Annotated in this window: 13 protein-coding genes; 1 reads left to right on the forward strand and 12 read right to left on the reverse strand. The window is 66.0% G+C overall.

Annotation, left to right across the window (positions count from 1 at the left end):
* Positions 1-217: 217 nt before the first annotated feature.
* Positions 218-1192, forward strand: a complete 975-nt coding sequence (locus LXT13_RS11190; protein ID WP_233372015.1) for a helix-turn-helix domain-containing protein — start codon at positions 218-220, stop codon at positions 1190-1192.
* 118 nt (positions 1193-1310) lie between these two features.
* Here the strand turns inward: LXT13_RS11190 and LXT13_RS11195 are convergent, their stop codons facing one another.
* The 12 genes from LXT13_RS11195 to LXT13_RS11250 all read right to left on the reverse strand — a co-directional run bounded on the left by LXT13_RS11195 (position 1311) and on the right by LXT13_RS11250 (position 14409).
* Positions 1311-2735, reverse strand: coding sequence for an NAD-dependent succinate-semialdehyde dehydrogenase (locus LXT13_RS11195; protein ID WP_233372384.1), 1425 nt, complete (start codon positions 2733-2735; stop codon positions 1311-1313).
* A 37-nt stretch (positions 2736-2772) separates the two neighbouring features.
* Positions 2773-4218, reverse strand: coding sequence for an NAD-dependent succinate-semialdehyde dehydrogenase (locus tag LXT13_RS11200; protein WP_233372016.1), 1446 nt, complete (start codon positions 4216-4218; stop codon positions 2773-2775).
* Entirely contained in the window at positions 4215-4535 is a 321-nt protein-coding gene (locus tag LXT13_RS11205; protein ID WP_233372017.1) for an NIPSNAP family protein, read from the reverse strand. Before LXT13_RS11205 ends, LXT13_RS11200 begins: the two co-directional genes overlap by 4 nt.
* A gap of 7 nt (positions 4536-4542) precedes the next feature.
* Positions 4543-6165, reverse strand: coding sequence for a bifunctional 3-(3-hydroxy-phenyl)propionate/3-hydroxycinnamic acid hydroxylase (locus LXT13_RS11210; RefSeq protein ID WP_233372018.1), 1623 nt, complete (start codon positions 6163-6165; stop codon positions 4543-4545).
* A complete protein-coding gene (locus LXT13_RS11215; RefSeq protein WP_233372019.1) occupies positions 6162-7043 on the reverse strand; it encodes an alpha/beta fold hydrolase in 882 nt (293 codons plus the stop codon). Before LXT13_RS11215 ends, LXT13_RS11210 begins: the two co-directional genes overlap by 4 nt.
* A gap of 19 nt (positions 7044-7062) precedes the next feature.
* On the reverse strand, positions 7063-7668 hold the full coding sequence (locus LXT13_RS11220) for an amino acid synthesis family protein (protein ID WP_233372020.1): 606 nt from the start codon (positions 7666-7668) through the stop codon (positions 7063-7065).
* A gap of 21 nt (positions 7669-7689) precedes the next feature.
* Positions 7690-8193: a VOC family protein gene (locus tag LXT13_RS11225; RefSeq protein ID WP_233372021.1), complete on the reverse strand. Its 504-nt coding sequence runs from the start codon at positions 8191-8193 to the stop codon at positions 7690-7692.
* 13 nt (positions 8194-8206) lie between these two features.
* A complete protein-coding gene (locus LXT13_RS11230; protein ID WP_233372022.1) occupies positions 8207-9244 on the reverse strand; it encodes a WD40/YVTN/BNR-like repeat-containing protein in 1038 nt (345 codons plus the stop codon).
* 19 nt (positions 9245-9263) lie between these two features.
* The gene (locus tag LXT13_RS11235; RefSeq protein WP_233372023.1) at positions 9264-10073 is read right to left on the reverse strand and encodes an SDR family NAD(P)-dependent oxidoreductase; all 810 of its coding nucleotides are present in this window, start codon (positions 10071-10073) and stop codon (positions 9264-9266) included.
* Between the two features lie 23 nt (positions 10074-10096).
* The gene (locus tag LXT13_RS11240) at positions 10097-11668 is read right to left on the reverse strand and encodes an acetolactate synthase large subunit (protein ID WP_233372024.1); all 1572 of its coding nucleotides are present in this window, start codon (positions 11666-11668) and stop codon (positions 10097-10099) included.
* 291 nt (positions 11669-11959) lie between these two features.
* Positions 11960-12859, reverse strand: coding sequence for an IclR family transcriptional regulator (locus tag LXT13_RS11245; protein WP_233372025.1), 900 nt, complete (start codon positions 12857-12859; stop codon positions 11960-11962).
* 110 nt (positions 12860-12969) lie between these two features.
* Positions 12970-14409 (reverse strand): APC family permease, encoded by a 1440-nt coding sequence (locus LXT13_RS11250; protein WP_233372026.1) that lies wholly within the window; start codon positions 14407-14409, stop codon positions 12970-12972.
* Positions 14410-14782 lie beyond the last annotated feature (373 nt).

Consider the following 14782-nt stretch of genomic DNA (forward strand, 5'->3'; position numbering starts at 1 on the left):
AAGAGGGAGGAGCGGGCTGGCTTCAACCTTGCAACAGGCTGTAGCGCTGATCGGCCCGGGTGCCATTTCAGGCCCGGTGGTCGTCCAATCGTTAGCCCAAATCAGCAGTTCCGGGCGGCGGTTGTGGTAGGGCCGGGTTTCCTCGCGTTCGCGGATCCGGACCGTAGCGCACACTTCTTGCAATCCCTATTGGCGGGATTTGCGGAGATCTATCGCCATGGACTTGACCGTCGAACATTTCGAGGATGTGCACCTGCATGCGGCATCGGTGCACGCCTGGGAGCAGACCTACAGCCAGCTCTCGCCCGGTTTGGTGCGCAGCTCGCTGTGCCAGATCGAAGGGACCCGTTTTCAGTTTTTCAGAGAGCGTCTCAACCAGCGCCTGGTGCAGCACGGGCAGGCCCCGAAGGACCGCGTGTGTTTCGCGCTGCCGCTGTCCTCGCCCGGATCGGCCTGCCTGCAGGGCCGAGAGGCGGACGACTCCAGCATCTTCATCCTCGGAGGGGGGGACGAGTTCCTGTTCCACATGCCGCAGGGCATGGATCTGCTCTCGATCACGTTCGATCGGGAGACCTTCATGCAGACACTGGAAGAGTCGCCTTGGAGCGGCGAGAGCCGGCAATGGTTGCGCCAGCCTGTGTTGCGCCTGCCCGAGCGCCGTCTGGCTCAGGTCCGGCAACGGCTGCTGCAGTTGCTGGGACGCTCCATCGAGGATGTTCAAGGGGCGGTGCAGGGCCAGGCGGAGGAAGAGCTGGAGCGTGACCTGCTGGAAGAGATGATCTGCCTGATCGCCGATCCGGAGTTTGACCGGGACCAGCGCAATGCCAGCTCACCCGGGAGCTACATCGTCGAGAAGTGTCACCAGATGACGCTCGGCGCGCGCCAGGTGGCTCCGTCGGTCATCGATCTGTGTGAGCGGCTGAGGATCAGCCGCCGTACCGTCCAGAACAGCTTCCGCGCCGTGACACAGACGACGCCGGTGAACTACATCCGTTGCATTCGTCTGAACGGCGTGCGTCGTGAACTGCTGGGCTCGCAGCCGGGTGACTTGTCCATCGGCGACGCGGCGGGGCGCTGGGGTTTTTTCCACCTCAGCCATTTCGCCGCTGATTACCAGGCTCTGTTCGGCGAACTGCCTTCCCAGACCCGCCGCGCGGGCGGTGCATCGCGCGTGCGCAAGGTCGCGGCCTGAAACGTCGTCACCTGGCGCTTGGCCTTTGCCAGGTCATGGACAAGGACCGTGACTGGCGCGCAAGGCGCGGTGCTCCTCGGCTGTGGTGTTGCGTGCTTGCCGATGCCAGGCGCTGGAATCAGCCCACGCCCAGGCAAAGGTACTTGAGCTGCATGTACTCGTCGATGCCGTGGCGGGAGCCTTCGCGGCCGTAGCCGCTCTGCTTGATGCCGCCGAACGGTGCGACAGCTGTGCTGATGATGCCGCTGTTGATGCCCACCATGCCGTACTCCAGTCGACGTGAGACCCGCCATACACGCGCCAGGTCGCGGCTGTAGAAGTAGGCCGCCAGGCCGAATTCGGTGTCGTTGGCCATGTGCAGCGCCTCGTCCTCGCTGCCAAAGCGGAACAGGGGCGCCACCGGGCCGAAGATCTCTTCAGTGGCGAGCCTTGCACGCGGGCTCACGTCCGCGAGCAGCGTCGGTTCGTAGAAGGATCCTCCCAGCGAGTGCCGGCGGCCGCCGGCAAGCACGCGCGCGCCATGCGCGACTGCGTCGGCGACGAGCTCCTCCACCTTCTCCAGCGCGGCGCCATCGATCAGCGGCCCCTGGGTCACATCGGCCTCGACGCCATTGCCCACCTTGAGCGCCTCCACCGCGCGCGCCAGCTTGGCCGCGAAAGCGTCGGCGACTGCATCCTGTACCAGGATGCGATTCGTGCAAACGCAGGTCTGCCCGGTGTTTCGGTACTTGGATGCGATGACACCCTGGACTGCGGCGTCGAGATCCGCGTCGTCGAAGACGATGAAGGGCGCATTGCCGCCCAGTTCGAGAGACAGCTTCTTCAACGTTGGGGCGCACTGTGCGGCGAGTTCACGGCCCACTTCCGTCGAACCGGTGAACGACAGCTTGCGGACCACTGGGCTGCGCGTGAGTTCGCTGCCGATCGCGGCGGCGCTGCCGGTAATCACCTGCAGCACGCCACCTGGAATGCCCGCCCGCTCGGCCAGTCGTGCCAGCGCAAGGGCCGACAGCGGTGTCTGTGAGGCGGGCTTGACGATGATCGTGCAACCCGCGGCCAGTGCCGGCGCGACCTTGCGGGTGATCATCGCTGCCGGGAAATTCCACGGTGTGATAGCGGCGCACACCCCCACGGCTTCTTTCACTGCGATGAGCTGGCGATCCCCCCATGGTGAGGGGATGACGTCGCCGTACACCCGTCGCGCTTCTTCTGCGAACCACTCAACGTAGGACGCCGCATAGGCGATTTCGCCGCGCGCCTCGGTCAGCGGCTTGCCCTGTTCGAGGGTCATGATCAGCGCCAGTTCTTCCTGGTGGGCAACCACCAGTTCGCACCACCGACGCAGCAGCTGCGCACGATCGTCCGCGACGCGTTCGCGCCAGGGACCCAGGGCGCGCTGCGCCGCTGCAATAGCCAGGCGCGTCTCGTCGACACCCATGCGGGGAACCTGGCCCACCTGCTCTCCGGTGGCCGGGTTTATCACCGCCAAGGTGGCGCCATTCGAGGCGTCGGCCCAGCGCCCGTTCAGCCAGCATTGCGACATCAGCAGGGTCAAGGGTCTTGTCACGGCGTTTCCTTGCTCAGTTCAACTGCGTCACGAACTTCGTGACCAGGTAGCTGTCAAACGTCTCGGTGCCGCCTTCGCTGCCGAAGCCGCTGTCCTTGATGCCACCGAAAGGGATCTCAGCCGGTGCCATGCCGAAGTGGTTGATGTTGACCATCCCCGCCTCGATCAGCGTGGCCACTCGGTGGGCGTTGTGGACCGAACGGGTGAAGGCGTAGGACGCCAGGCCAAAAGGCAGACTGTTGGCGAGGGCAATGGCTTCGTCGAGGTCGTCGAAGGGCACGATGGCGGCCATCGGACCGAAGGGCTCGTCGCGCATCAGGCGGCTCTGCGCTCGGGGGTTGAGCACCACAGTGGGCTCGAAGAAGCTGCCGCAGGTCCCGATTCGCCGTCCGCCGGTGAGGAGTTCGCCGCCGGTCGCACGCGCATCGTCGGCAAAAGCTTGCATCTCCCCCAGGCGGCGCTCACTGGCCACCGGTCCCATGGTGACGCCAGGCTCCAGACCAGGACCGACGCGCACCGCGCGCACACGCTCCAGGAAGCGCTCGGTGAAGCGCTCCAGCACTGGCCGTTGCACCATGAAGCGGGTGGGCGAGACGCACACCTGCCCGGCGTTGCGGAACTTGTAGGGGGCGAGTAAGTCGGCCGCACGCTCCACGTCCGCATCTGCACAGACGATCACGGGCGCGTGACCGCCGAGCTCCATGGTCGTTCGCTTCATGTGACGGCCCGCCAGTGCGGCCAGGTGCTTGCCCACCGGTACGGAGCCGGTGAACGACAGCATGCGCACCACGGGCGACTCGATGAGCTGCTGCGAGATGGCCTCAGCCGGGCCCCAGACCACGTTGAGGCAGCCGGGTGGCAGGCCCGCGTCGTGGAACAAACGCGCCAGCGCGCACACCGCGCTGGGCGCTTCGGCCGGCCCTTTGAGCACGACGGTGCATCCGCTGGCCAGCGCCGCCGTGACCTTGCGCAGTGCCTGGTTGAAGGGGAAGTTCCAGGGCGAGATGGCCGCGCACACGCCGATGGGTTCGCGCACCACGAGCTGGCGCACCTCCGGCAGCCGCGGCGGGATCACGCGGCCGTAGATGCGGCGGCCTTCCTCGGCGTGCCACTCGGCATGCTCGGCGCTGCCGTTGACTTCGCCGATGGCCTCGGCCAGCGGCTTGCCCTGGTCCAGCGTGATGTTTCGGCCGATCTCGGAAGCGCGCTCGCGCATCAGCGCCGCCGCACGGCGCAGGATGTCCGAGCGCCTGAGGGGAGACTCATGGCGCCAGCTGCCGAAGGCGCGCTGCGCCGCGGCGATTGCTCGGGTCACGTCATCCCCATTGCCACTGGGCAGGCTGCCGAGCAGGCTGCCGTCGGCAGGGTTGAACACCGGTTGCGATGCTCCGCTGCCGACACCGATGAACTCGCCGTCGATGTACTGGCACAGGGTCTCATACGGCAGGGTCTGCGTCATGGCGTTTCCTTCTGCGGTGCCGATGCAGGGACCAGCAAGGTGTTCTCCTGCCGGACCACGAGGTGGCGGATCTTGCTGCGGAACACCTTGAACTCGGCATCGGCCATCAGTGCGTTGCGGCGACGCGTTCTCTCGTCCATCGATGTGAATTGCCAGAAGTAGACCAACTGGTTGAGTTCACCGATGTCGCGGGTGTAGTAGCCGAGCATGGGCCCCAGGATGCGTTCCTGGACGGCGCGGCCACAGGCCTCGTAGACCTGGATGTACTCGGCGGTGCCCCCGGGTACCAGGGAATAGATGCGTTGTTCGACGAACATGGTGGGGTCAGGCCGCCGCGCGCTCGTCGCGCCGGGGTTCGCAGGTGAAGTCGTGGAATTGCCGGGCCACGGCCGGCCACTCGGCGGCGGTGCACTGCGCCGCGATGTAGCGGTCTGGTCGCAGCACCAGCACCTCACCGGGATGCGCGCAGATCCAGTCGGAGAATTGGTTGTCCACGTCCTCCAGGCAGGTGCTGCCATGCGCCGAGCGGATGCGGGCACCGGGCGCGCTGCCGCTTCGGGCGCGGTCAAGGCGGATGAAATGAGCGCCGAGCCTGTGCCAGAAGGCACGCTCGGTTTCTGACAAGGAGGCCTGTGGGTCGGTCTGCCAGCCGATCACGGCGAACCAGGGTCCGATCACGTCGTCGAGCTTGCGGCGCAGCCCCCGGTCGTCCTCGACATCGGGCTGGATCAGCATGCGCCCGACCATCGGTCTGCCGGCCTGGTGGACGACGACGCCCTGTTCGTACCGCGGCATCGGTTTGAAGCGCATCTGTAGCACGTAGTCCTTTACGCCTGGCAGCAGCCGCGCCAAGGAGAAGAAGCGATCGCGGCACCAGGCCTTGAGACGGTGGGTGGGCATCAGCATGGCGCCGAAGACGTCTGCCAGGTCGATCATGGCCTGGGCATGGCGGTGGCGCTCCTGCTGGTAGGTCTCCAGGACGGCGGGCTGGAATTGCCCATTGACGATGCCTGCGAGCTTCCAGGCGAGGTTGCCGACGTCGCGCAGGCCAGCGTTCAGCCCCTGGCCGATCCACGGCGGCGAGAGGTGGGCGGCATCGCCGATCAGCGCCACGCGGCCCACGACGAAACGGTCGGCCACACGCGAGTGATGGGTGTAGGTGCGGGCTCGGACGATCTCCACGGCCGTTGGGTCGGCCACGAAGGGGGCCAGCAGACGGCGCACGGACTCGGGCGCTGCGATGGCCTGCTCGTCTTCGTCGGCAAACACCATGAACTCCCAGCGCCGGTAGCCGTAGGGCAGGTATATGCAGACATTGGGCCGGCGCGGATCGCAGTTCAGCGCGGTGTAGGGGGCGTCTATTGGCGCGTTGCGTACATCAACAACCAACCACTTGATCGCATGGGTGCGGCCTAGCAGCTTCACACCGAGCATCTCGCGCATGGGGCTGCGGCCGCCGTCGGCTGCCACCGCGTAGTCGCAGTGCAAGGGGTAGGTCTCACCTTGTGCGTTGCGCACCTGGAGCGTGACGCCGTTCGTGCTCTGCGTGCAGCCAATGACCTCCTGACCCAGGCGCAGCTCGACATGCGGGTAGCGCTGCAAGCCCTGTCGCAGCGTCTTTTCTGCCAGTTGCTGCATGAAGATGTTGCGCCGCCACCAACCGAACTCACGCGTGGAGGCACGGATGTCGGCAAAGCAGCGGCCATCTGCGCGGAACATGCGCAGCGGCACGTTGGGAATCATGTGCTGCAGCAGCGGTTCGGCTAGTTGCACGGTCTGCAACAGGCGCAATGCCTCGTCGTCCATGCCCACGGCGCGCGGGTACTCGAGGATCTCTCTTTCGCGTTCGACGACGACCGTGCGAACACCGTACGCGCCCAACAGGTTGGCCAGCGCGATGCCATTGGGCCCTCCGCCGACGATGGCCACGCTCAGGGGCGTGCTCATCGTGCGCCACCCTTTGCCCATGCGGCCAGGGCCGGGTCAGAAAGATAGGCCTGCAACGCGGCCTCGAAGGCGGGGAGGTTGTCGTCGTGCACGTAGTGGCTGGCGTCGGGAATTTCCACGCGGCGGATGACGGGATTGCGCTGCACCATGGCACTGGCCGTCTCGGCGGTGAGGAAATCTGAGCGAGCGCCGCGCAGCAGCAGCGTCGGTATGCGCAGCGACAGCACGTGGGGCCACAGGTCTACCAGTTGCTGCGGTGTGGCTGCCAGCCGCGACGCGGCGATGCCTTCGGCGTCGTGCCGCCACACGACGCTGCCATCGCGCACCTGCTTCATGGAATGCCTGACCCGTGCTGCAATGGCCGCGTCGGTCACGTTGGGGCGCTGGCTGCGCCAGAAGCCTGCGGCCTCGTCCCAGCCGGCGAAGCGGCTGGGGGTGGCTAGCAGCTCACGGCGGATGCGTTGCGCGCCCGCGCCGCCCGCAGACGCCCCGGGCCCCATGTCCTCGATGACCAGACCCGCCAGGTGCTCGGCGTGCGAGCCGGCGTAGACGAGAGCGTTCGAGCCGCCCATCGAGTGGCCCAGCAGCACGAAACGCGGCAGGCTTAGCCGATCCACCAGTGCTTCGAGGTCACGCACATAGTCTGCTGTGTAGTAGCGGCGTTCTGGGTCCCAGTCGCTTTCCCCTCGGCCGCGCTGATCCAGCGCGATGATGCGGAAACGGTCGGCCAGCGGCAGGGCCACGGGCTCCCACGTGTAGGCGAAGCTGCGCAGACCGTGCAGCGCCACGACGGCCGGCGCGTCGGTCGGGCCCCATTCCACGTAGCGCAGGCGCAGCCCGTCGCTGTGGATCCAACCCTCGCGTGCGTGTGTGGCCATGTGCGTGCTTCCGTTCGTCTCAGACGAGGCCGTCCAGGCCTTTGATCTCGCCGGCCTTAAGGCCGCCCAGACGTGCATTGAGGCGTCCGCGTGTGGCAAAGGCCCAGATGATCAGCAGCTCATCGCGGTTGGGCGCGTCGTTGAACATGGCAGTCACCGTGTCGTAGTGCGAGCGCACGTAGAGCGCATCCTTGTGTGCGAGGGGAACGTCGATCACCGTACCGGGGCCGCCGCGCTTGCCGGTTGACGGCACCCAGGACTTGCCGCCTCCCAAGGCGTCGCGGATCGGGTTGGCTGCCGGGTTGGTCAGCAGGGCATTGCCATGCTCGTACTCGCCATCGATGCCCACCAGGCAAGCCTTGCCGTAGCTCTCAATGGCCTGGCCGGCCGCTGCCTCGCGGATGCGGCGGCCAAACTCGAGGCCCAACTGGGGCGAGGGTTCGATGAACGAGGACAGATCCTGCTCGAAGCGGCCGGCATAGGGGTTGTGGATGGCCGCGGCGATGACAATCTTGCGCAGCGGCGCACCATCGGCGGCCTGGCCGGTCTCGCCGGCCAGCGTGTCCTCGATCTGCAGGTACCACTTGCGGATGTGATAGCCGTAGAAATTGGGAACCTTGGTCATGATGGGTTTGTGATGAAGGGGTCAGTCGAACAGGGGATCGAGGTGGATGGGATCGCTGGCTGCGTTGTATTGAGTCATCAACTGTTTGCCCTTGGCGTCGTCCGCCTCTGTCTCGCAGAAGAACTCCAGGCGGTTGCCGTCGGGGTCGGTGAAGTACACGCCGATCCCGACCTTGTGGTCGGTGATCTTGACGATGGGCACGCCGCGCCGCAGCAGCATTCCGTACAGGCGACGCAGCTCGTCGAGATCGCCGACGATCTCCAGCCCGTAGTGCTGCAGGCCGATGGTGCCCAGCTCGGCTGGGGTCTGCGCCTTGATAAGCGCGACGTCATGGTGTTTCTGGCCGAAGGACATGAAGGTCCAGCGCGGCTCGCTGGCGACCTGCTCCATACCCAGCACCTCGCCGTACCAGCGGCCCGATGCGATCGGGTCGCGCACGTACAGGGCGACGTGGGTGCGCTTAATGCGCGGCGTGGGTGGACGTTGTCCAGGCGCCAGTGGCGAAATCTCGAACGTGGGTTTCATGGCAATCCGGAGTTCAGTGCGTGGATTGGGCGTGCGCCACCAGCGGCGCCTTCACCGGGGTCCAGGCCACGGCCGTGATCTCCGGGAACGAGCGCCACTCCTTCTGCCAGCTCAGGCCACCATCGCGGGATCGGTAGAGGTCGCCGTACTTGGTGCCCGCATAGACAAGCGATGGATCGGCGGTGTGGCAGCCCAGAGCCCAGAAGGTGGAGTTGGGCGCAGCCTCCAGCTGCGTCTCGGTCCAGTGATAGCCGCGATCGCTGGAGCGGTACATCCGTGTCTTGGTGCCCGGGGTTCCATCGCCGATGGCCATCAGTAGCGAAGAGCCTGCGTCCGGCAGCGGCAAGACGGTGCGCGTGTAGTACAGGCCATCGAAGCGCTGCTTGGAAAGTTGCCAGTCCCAGGTCTGACCGTCGTCCTGGCTGATGTGTACCGCGTTGACCGTCAGCACGATGAAGGTGCGCGGTGCGTCGGCGCTGGCCGGCAGGATGCTGATGGCGTGGATGTCGGAGCTGCGGATGGCCTGGCGCGGGTCGTCCAGGCGAACGAAGTGGTGACCGCCGTCTCGGCTGCGCCAGCAGCCGCCCTCCTCGACGCCGAACCACACGTCCTGGCTGTCCTCAGGGTTCACGCAGATGGTGAGCAGCCGCGGGCGGTTGACGCCCTGGCAGAACTCGGGAAACTCGGGGGGCAGGCGCTGCCAGGTCTCACCGGCATCGACCGACTTGAAGAGCGCGGCGCGGGATGGTGCGCCGGTGCCGGCATACAGCACCTCGGGCTGACTTGGGTCGATGGCGATGGACCAGACCGTCATGCCGGTGATCGCGCCTTCGGCGCGTCGCCAGTGCGCACCGCCATCGTCGCTGATGCAAAGGCCGCAGTCTGCTCCTGCGTAGACCCGTTCTGGCTGCACGGGGTCGACCACCAGGGCGCGCACGACGCCGTCGAACTCGATGGCTTCTTTCAGGCCCAGGCGATGCCATGTCGCGCCGGCATCGTTGCTGCGCAGGATGCCCTGTCCCGCCGTGGCGACCATGATGGTGTAGTCCATGTTGATTCCCTGGCTTGGGTCAGAGGAAGATGCCGCGTGTCAGGCCGCCGTCACACCCCAGGGATTCGCCGGTGATGCAGCCGGAACGCGGGGATGCGAGGAACGCGATCAGCCAGCCCATCTCTTCGGGCTGTAGCACCCGTCGGATGGGCGTCGCCTTGACGTAGTTCGCTTCGATCTCGTCAGGGCTCAGGCCTTGCTTCTTGGCTTCGACGGCGTAAAGCTCGTGGATGTGCGGCGTCTCCACGACGCCCGGGTGCATGGTGTTGACGGTAATGCCGTCGGGGCCGAGCTGGTCCGACAAGGTCTTGGTCATGTGCACGATGGCGAGGTTGCGCATGCCCGAGATTTGCTTGCTGCCGCGCCCGGTTAGGCCGCCTATGTTGATGATGCGGCCGTAGCGGTTGCGGCGCATGTAGGGCGCGACGGCCTTGGCGCAGCGGAAGTAGCCGACGACCTTGATGTCGATGTCCTGCAGCAGGCCTTGCGGGTCGGCCTGGTCCAGCTCGCTGCGCACCAGCCCACCCGGATGGGCCGCGCCGTTGACGAGGATGTCGATGCGGCCAAAGGCATCGGCAGTGATGGCCATGGCGGCATTGACTGCGTCCATGTCAGTCGTGTCCACCACCACCGGCAGGATTCGGCCTGCTCCCTTCACGCCGGACAGCGCCTGCTGCAGTTCCGCCGCTGCCTCTTCGAGGAAGCTCATGCGGCGCGCGGAGATTGCGACGTTCACGCCCTCACGAGCGAGTTCCAGCGCTGCCGCCTTGCCGATGCCCATGCTGCCGCCGGTGATGATGGCGGACTTGCCCTTGAGTTGAAGGTCCATGTGTCCTCGTTTTGGAATGGTTGTCAGGCCAGGCGCATCTCGATCAGAAGCGGCCCGTCGGTGTGCTGGAGGGCTTGCGTCAGCGCGCGGCGCAGCTCTTCGGTGGTGCTGGCGATCAGCGCCGGCACGCCATAGCCTTGCGCGAGTGCGGGCCAGTCGAAGGGTGGGTCGTCCAGCAGCGTCAAGCGGCGGGCCTGCTGACCGGGCTCGATGCCGTTGCGGCCGAGCTCGGTCTGCAAGATGCCGTAGCGGCGGTTCGAGGCGATTAGCATCACCACCGGTAACCGCTCGCGCGCCATGGTCCACAGAGCCTGGATCGTGTACTGCGCACTGCCGTCGGATTGCAAGGCGAAAACGCGTCGTTCCGGGCAGGCCACGGCGGCACCCAGCGCGACCGGCAGGCCTTGGCCGATTGCGCCGCCCGTGTTGGTGAGGATGGTGTGATGGGCTGCCCGTGCCGACGCGGTGACGAAGGGGTAGCCGCAGGTGCCGCCTTCGACCGATACGATGGCCTCAGGGGGGAGGGCGTTCGACAGCAGCCTGCCGATCGCCTGCGGCGTCAGCGGGCCGTCTGGCACGCTGTAGAGCGCGGTTGCAGGTAGTGTCGGCAACGGCGGTGCGTTCAGCCGTTCGGCCAGGCGTTCGAGCGCGAGATCGGCCGCTTCGCCAGGCAGTGCCAGCGTGACCAACTGGTCGACCGAGGCGAGTTCACTGGGCAGGCCCTCATAGCCGAAGTAGGCAACCGGCGCGAGAGCCCCGGCGAGCACGACGACGGCATCCTTCAATCCTGCGATGGCTGCCTCGGGAAAGTAGGGCAGGCGGTCGATGTCGGGCAGGCCGCCGCCCCGTTCAGTGCGGGCGGGGAATGTTTCGCTGAACAGCCGGGCACCGGTGGTCGCCGCGATCCGCCCGGCCGCAAGTTGTCCGCGCTCGCTGAGGGCACGGTCGCCCAACAGGAGCACCACGGCGCGGCCGCTCTTTAGGGCGTCCTCCACCTCACCCACGCGCGCTTCGTCAAAGGCAGGCGCCGGTGCTGGCAGCGCATCGGCCCGTAACTGGTCAGGCGCCGCTCTTTGCTGGAAGTCCACAGGCACCACCAGCGTGGCCACGCCGCCCGGAGCCGCAAATGCGGCGTGAATGCCGTCCAAGGTGTCTTGCCACAGGTGCTCAGCGCGCGCCACGGAGCGATACCAGGCGGAGACCGGCCGTGCCAGCGATTCGATGTCCGAGGTCAGCGGCGCGTCGTACTTGAGGTGCCAGCTGGCGTGATCGCCGACGATGTTGAGGATCGACGTGCGCGCGCGGCGCGCGTTGTGCAGGTTGGCCAGCCCATTTGCCAGGCCGGGCCCCAAGTGCAGCAGCGTCGATGCGGGTCGGCCGAGCATGCGACCGTAGCCGTCCGCAGCACCGGTGCACACGCCTTCGAACAGGCCGAGGATGGCGCGTATGCCCTGGACCTGATCGAGCGCGCCCACCAGGGGCATCTCGGTGGTACCTGGATTGGCGAAGCACACCGAGACGCCTGACGCGACCGCGGCCTGGAGGACGACGACGGCGCCGGAGGGCGAAGGCTGGAGGGCGGAATTCGTTGGCATGGATCGGTCTGTCATTGGCGCGTTTTATCGTAGTCCCGCAGAGTGGGATTCGTAAACGCCGCCAATAGCCGATATCGGCAGGTCGTCGGGCGGAGGAATGGCGTTCTCTGCCGATGCCGTCGAAAGCGTGAGGCGAGGAGACCTTGGAGTGATCTGCTTGGCCTTGCTTCGGGTTTTCGGAATGGCGGGATATCGACCGCCAAGACGCTTTGCGGGCCTGTCGCCCTCCAAGGCGGCACGCGCGCCTATGTGCGGCGATCAGTGCTGTTGTGGGCCTTCCCGGCCCAGGCCTCAGAGGACCTTGTTCGAGGCGGCCGTGCGCTTCGAGGAAGGAGTGGCCTTGGCTGTTCGGGCACGCTGCCCGGCCTGATGACGCGCCGGTGCCGGCTTCTTCGCACCTGCGCGTCGACCCGGTCCGTTGGCAGGTGAGGTTGGCGCAGTCTCGGGCTTCAACTCGGCGAGCAGTTGGGACGCTTCCGCAGCGGCCGAGCTCAGTCGCGTTCCAAGCAGCTGCAGGTCAAAGCGATCGAAGTAGTCCCGCAGGAAGACCAGCGACATGCACCCTGCGACTTCTGCACCGTTGAAGGTGACGGGGGCCGAGATGCCGGCCAGCGCAGGTGTGAGTTCGCCAAACGATGCGGCGTAGCCGCGCTGGCGGATCTCCTGGAGTGTTCGCCAGAAGGTCTTCCAGTCAGCGCCGATGGTCTGGCAGTCGGGGGTGTGCTGATGCTTCTCCCATAGGCGCATCAAGCGGCCTCGGTTCATCATGCTCAGCAGCACCTTGGAGGTGGACGACTTGAACATCGGCATGGTCGTGCCGCGTCCGAACGAAAGTGGTAGTGGCCGGGGCGATCCGCTATGGGCGAAAACGTTGACGACATGATCGTTGTAGATCGCCGTGAGCAAGCCCGTGGCTCCCATGGCGTCGGCCAGCTCGCTGACGATGGGGCCGCCAGCATTGATCAGCGGGTCGGACTCGAGCATGCGGTAGTCCAGCTCGATGATGCGAGGCCCGAGCATGAACTGGCCGCCATGACTCACAAGCAGGCCCGCCTGGGTCAGCTCTCGGGTGTAGCGGTAGCAGGTGGTCCTGGTCAGCGCCAGCGCGTCTGCAATCTGTTCGGCGGTCATCGTGGTGTGATCGCGCGAAAACAGGTCGAGCACTGAGAGCATGCGGGTCAGGCTGGACACATCATGGATGCGGCGTGAGGAAGCAGCAATGTTATTGGATTAGGCATTCAGGGCGCCTGGTTCTCCCGGTTTTCCGACCTCCGATACCGCGTTACCTGCGCGCCGGCCTGTCAAACGCGGTTCGCGCCCATCGTCGCAAAGACGGCGGGGCGTCCGGCCCGCAGTCGCGCAGCGACGATCCATCCTGTCAGTCCTGCGCAAGGGATCAACGATGGCAGCGCCTTGCCCAGCAGCCCTCCCTGAGTTCCTGTCAGGTCGCCGAAGTGCAGGAAAACATAGACCGCAAGGGACGCCATGACGACGCCGGAAAGAATCGGCAGTACGAGCGTCGTGATCGTCGGGCCGCCACCGTTCTTGCGGAAGAACATGACGACGGCTGCCGACGTGATTGCCATCATCACGAGCACGCCGAGAACACCGACTTGCGAGATCCACGTGAACATGTTGAGTACCGGGTCCAGTCCCAGGCCCGCGAAGAGGGCGATTGCACAGACTGCGCCCACGGTCTGGATGACCGAGCCGACATGCGGACTTCCGAATCGGCCGTGGGTGTGGCCACAGTTTCTAGGCAGCAGACCCTCGCGACCTGCCACATAGCTGTAGCGGGCGATGTAGTTGTGGAAGGCCGACAGCGCGGCAAACAGGCTGGAGAACAGCAGTACGCCGGCAATCGTCGGCACCGGTCCTCCGACGTAGCGAGCTGCCAGCTCGAAGAAGAACGTTGTCGGATCGCTCAGTGCTTTGAGCGACGGGATCAACTGACTGACTCCCACCCCGCTGATCATCAGCCACGTGGTGAAGACGAAGAAGGTGCCGATGAGCAGTACGGAAAGATAAGTGGCGCGTGGGACGGTGCGTTCCGGGTCGCGGGCTTCTTCCGCGTAGATTGTCGTGGCCTCGATCCCCATGAACGAGCCCAGACAGAAGAGGACCGAGGCAGCGAGTGAGCCGGAGAAGACGGCCGACGGGTCAAAAACGTGCAGATCGAGACCCTGTGCGCCGCCTGCGCGAAGTATCGCGAAGTCCACAATCAACACGATGAGGTATTCCAGCGCGACAAGGACGACCAGTACCTTGGCCGACAGGTCCACCTGGCGATAGCCAAGTACCCCGACGAGTAGCACGGCGCCGAGACTCCAGACCCACCAAGGCTGCTGGAGGCCGAGGCCCGCGAACACGCCGGTGGCGACGCCGCCGAGCAAGCCGATGAGTCCGAACTGCAGCGCGTTGTAGGCCACCAAGGCGATGAACGCCGATGCTCCGCCCCACAGGCCACCCAGCCCTCGCGCCGCGTAAGCGTAGAAGGCCCCCGCATTGCGTACATGGCGTGACATGGCGACGTAGCCTGCCGAGAAAGCCAGCATCACGAGTGTCATGAAGACGAAGGTGGCGGGCACGCCAACACCGTTGCCCAGTAGGAACGCGATTGGCACTGCCCCCGCGACCCCGGTGAGCGGTGCCGCCGCGGAGATCACCATGAACGTCACGGAGATCAGGCCGAGTGAGTTCTTTCTCAGCTGATGGCCGTCGGGATGTGCGGGGATCGTCATGAGGCCTCGGATCAGCGGAGCTTGTGTGAACGAAACATGCGAGCGCCTGAACTTCTCGCGCAACACGTGCGCAACGTGGGTCCCGGTCTCGCTGGCCAGAGCCAACGTCAGGTGGGAGTGGGCAGTGTAGGTAGGCGTTGGCAGTGCCCTAATCCGAAATCGGCAACCTCTCTTGCCAGGTGCTAGGGCCATCCAGCTGCGGCTTCGCGCCGCCAACGCGTGCTGCCTGGTCAATGCCGGCTTCTGTGGACTTACTCCAAGAATGCCCTGAGCCAGTTGCGGCGGCGAAGAAGCGGTGGGGCGTGTCCGCCGCGGCGCTGGCGCGCACGGCCTTCGCTGCCAGCCTGATCCCGGACTGGCACTACCGGCAATG

Source organism: Pelomonas cellulosilytica, assembly GCF_021353265.1.
Classification (GTDB): Bacteria; Pseudomonadota; Gammaproteobacteria; order Burkholderiales; family Burkholderiaceae_C; genus Pelomonas; species Pelomonas cellulosilytica.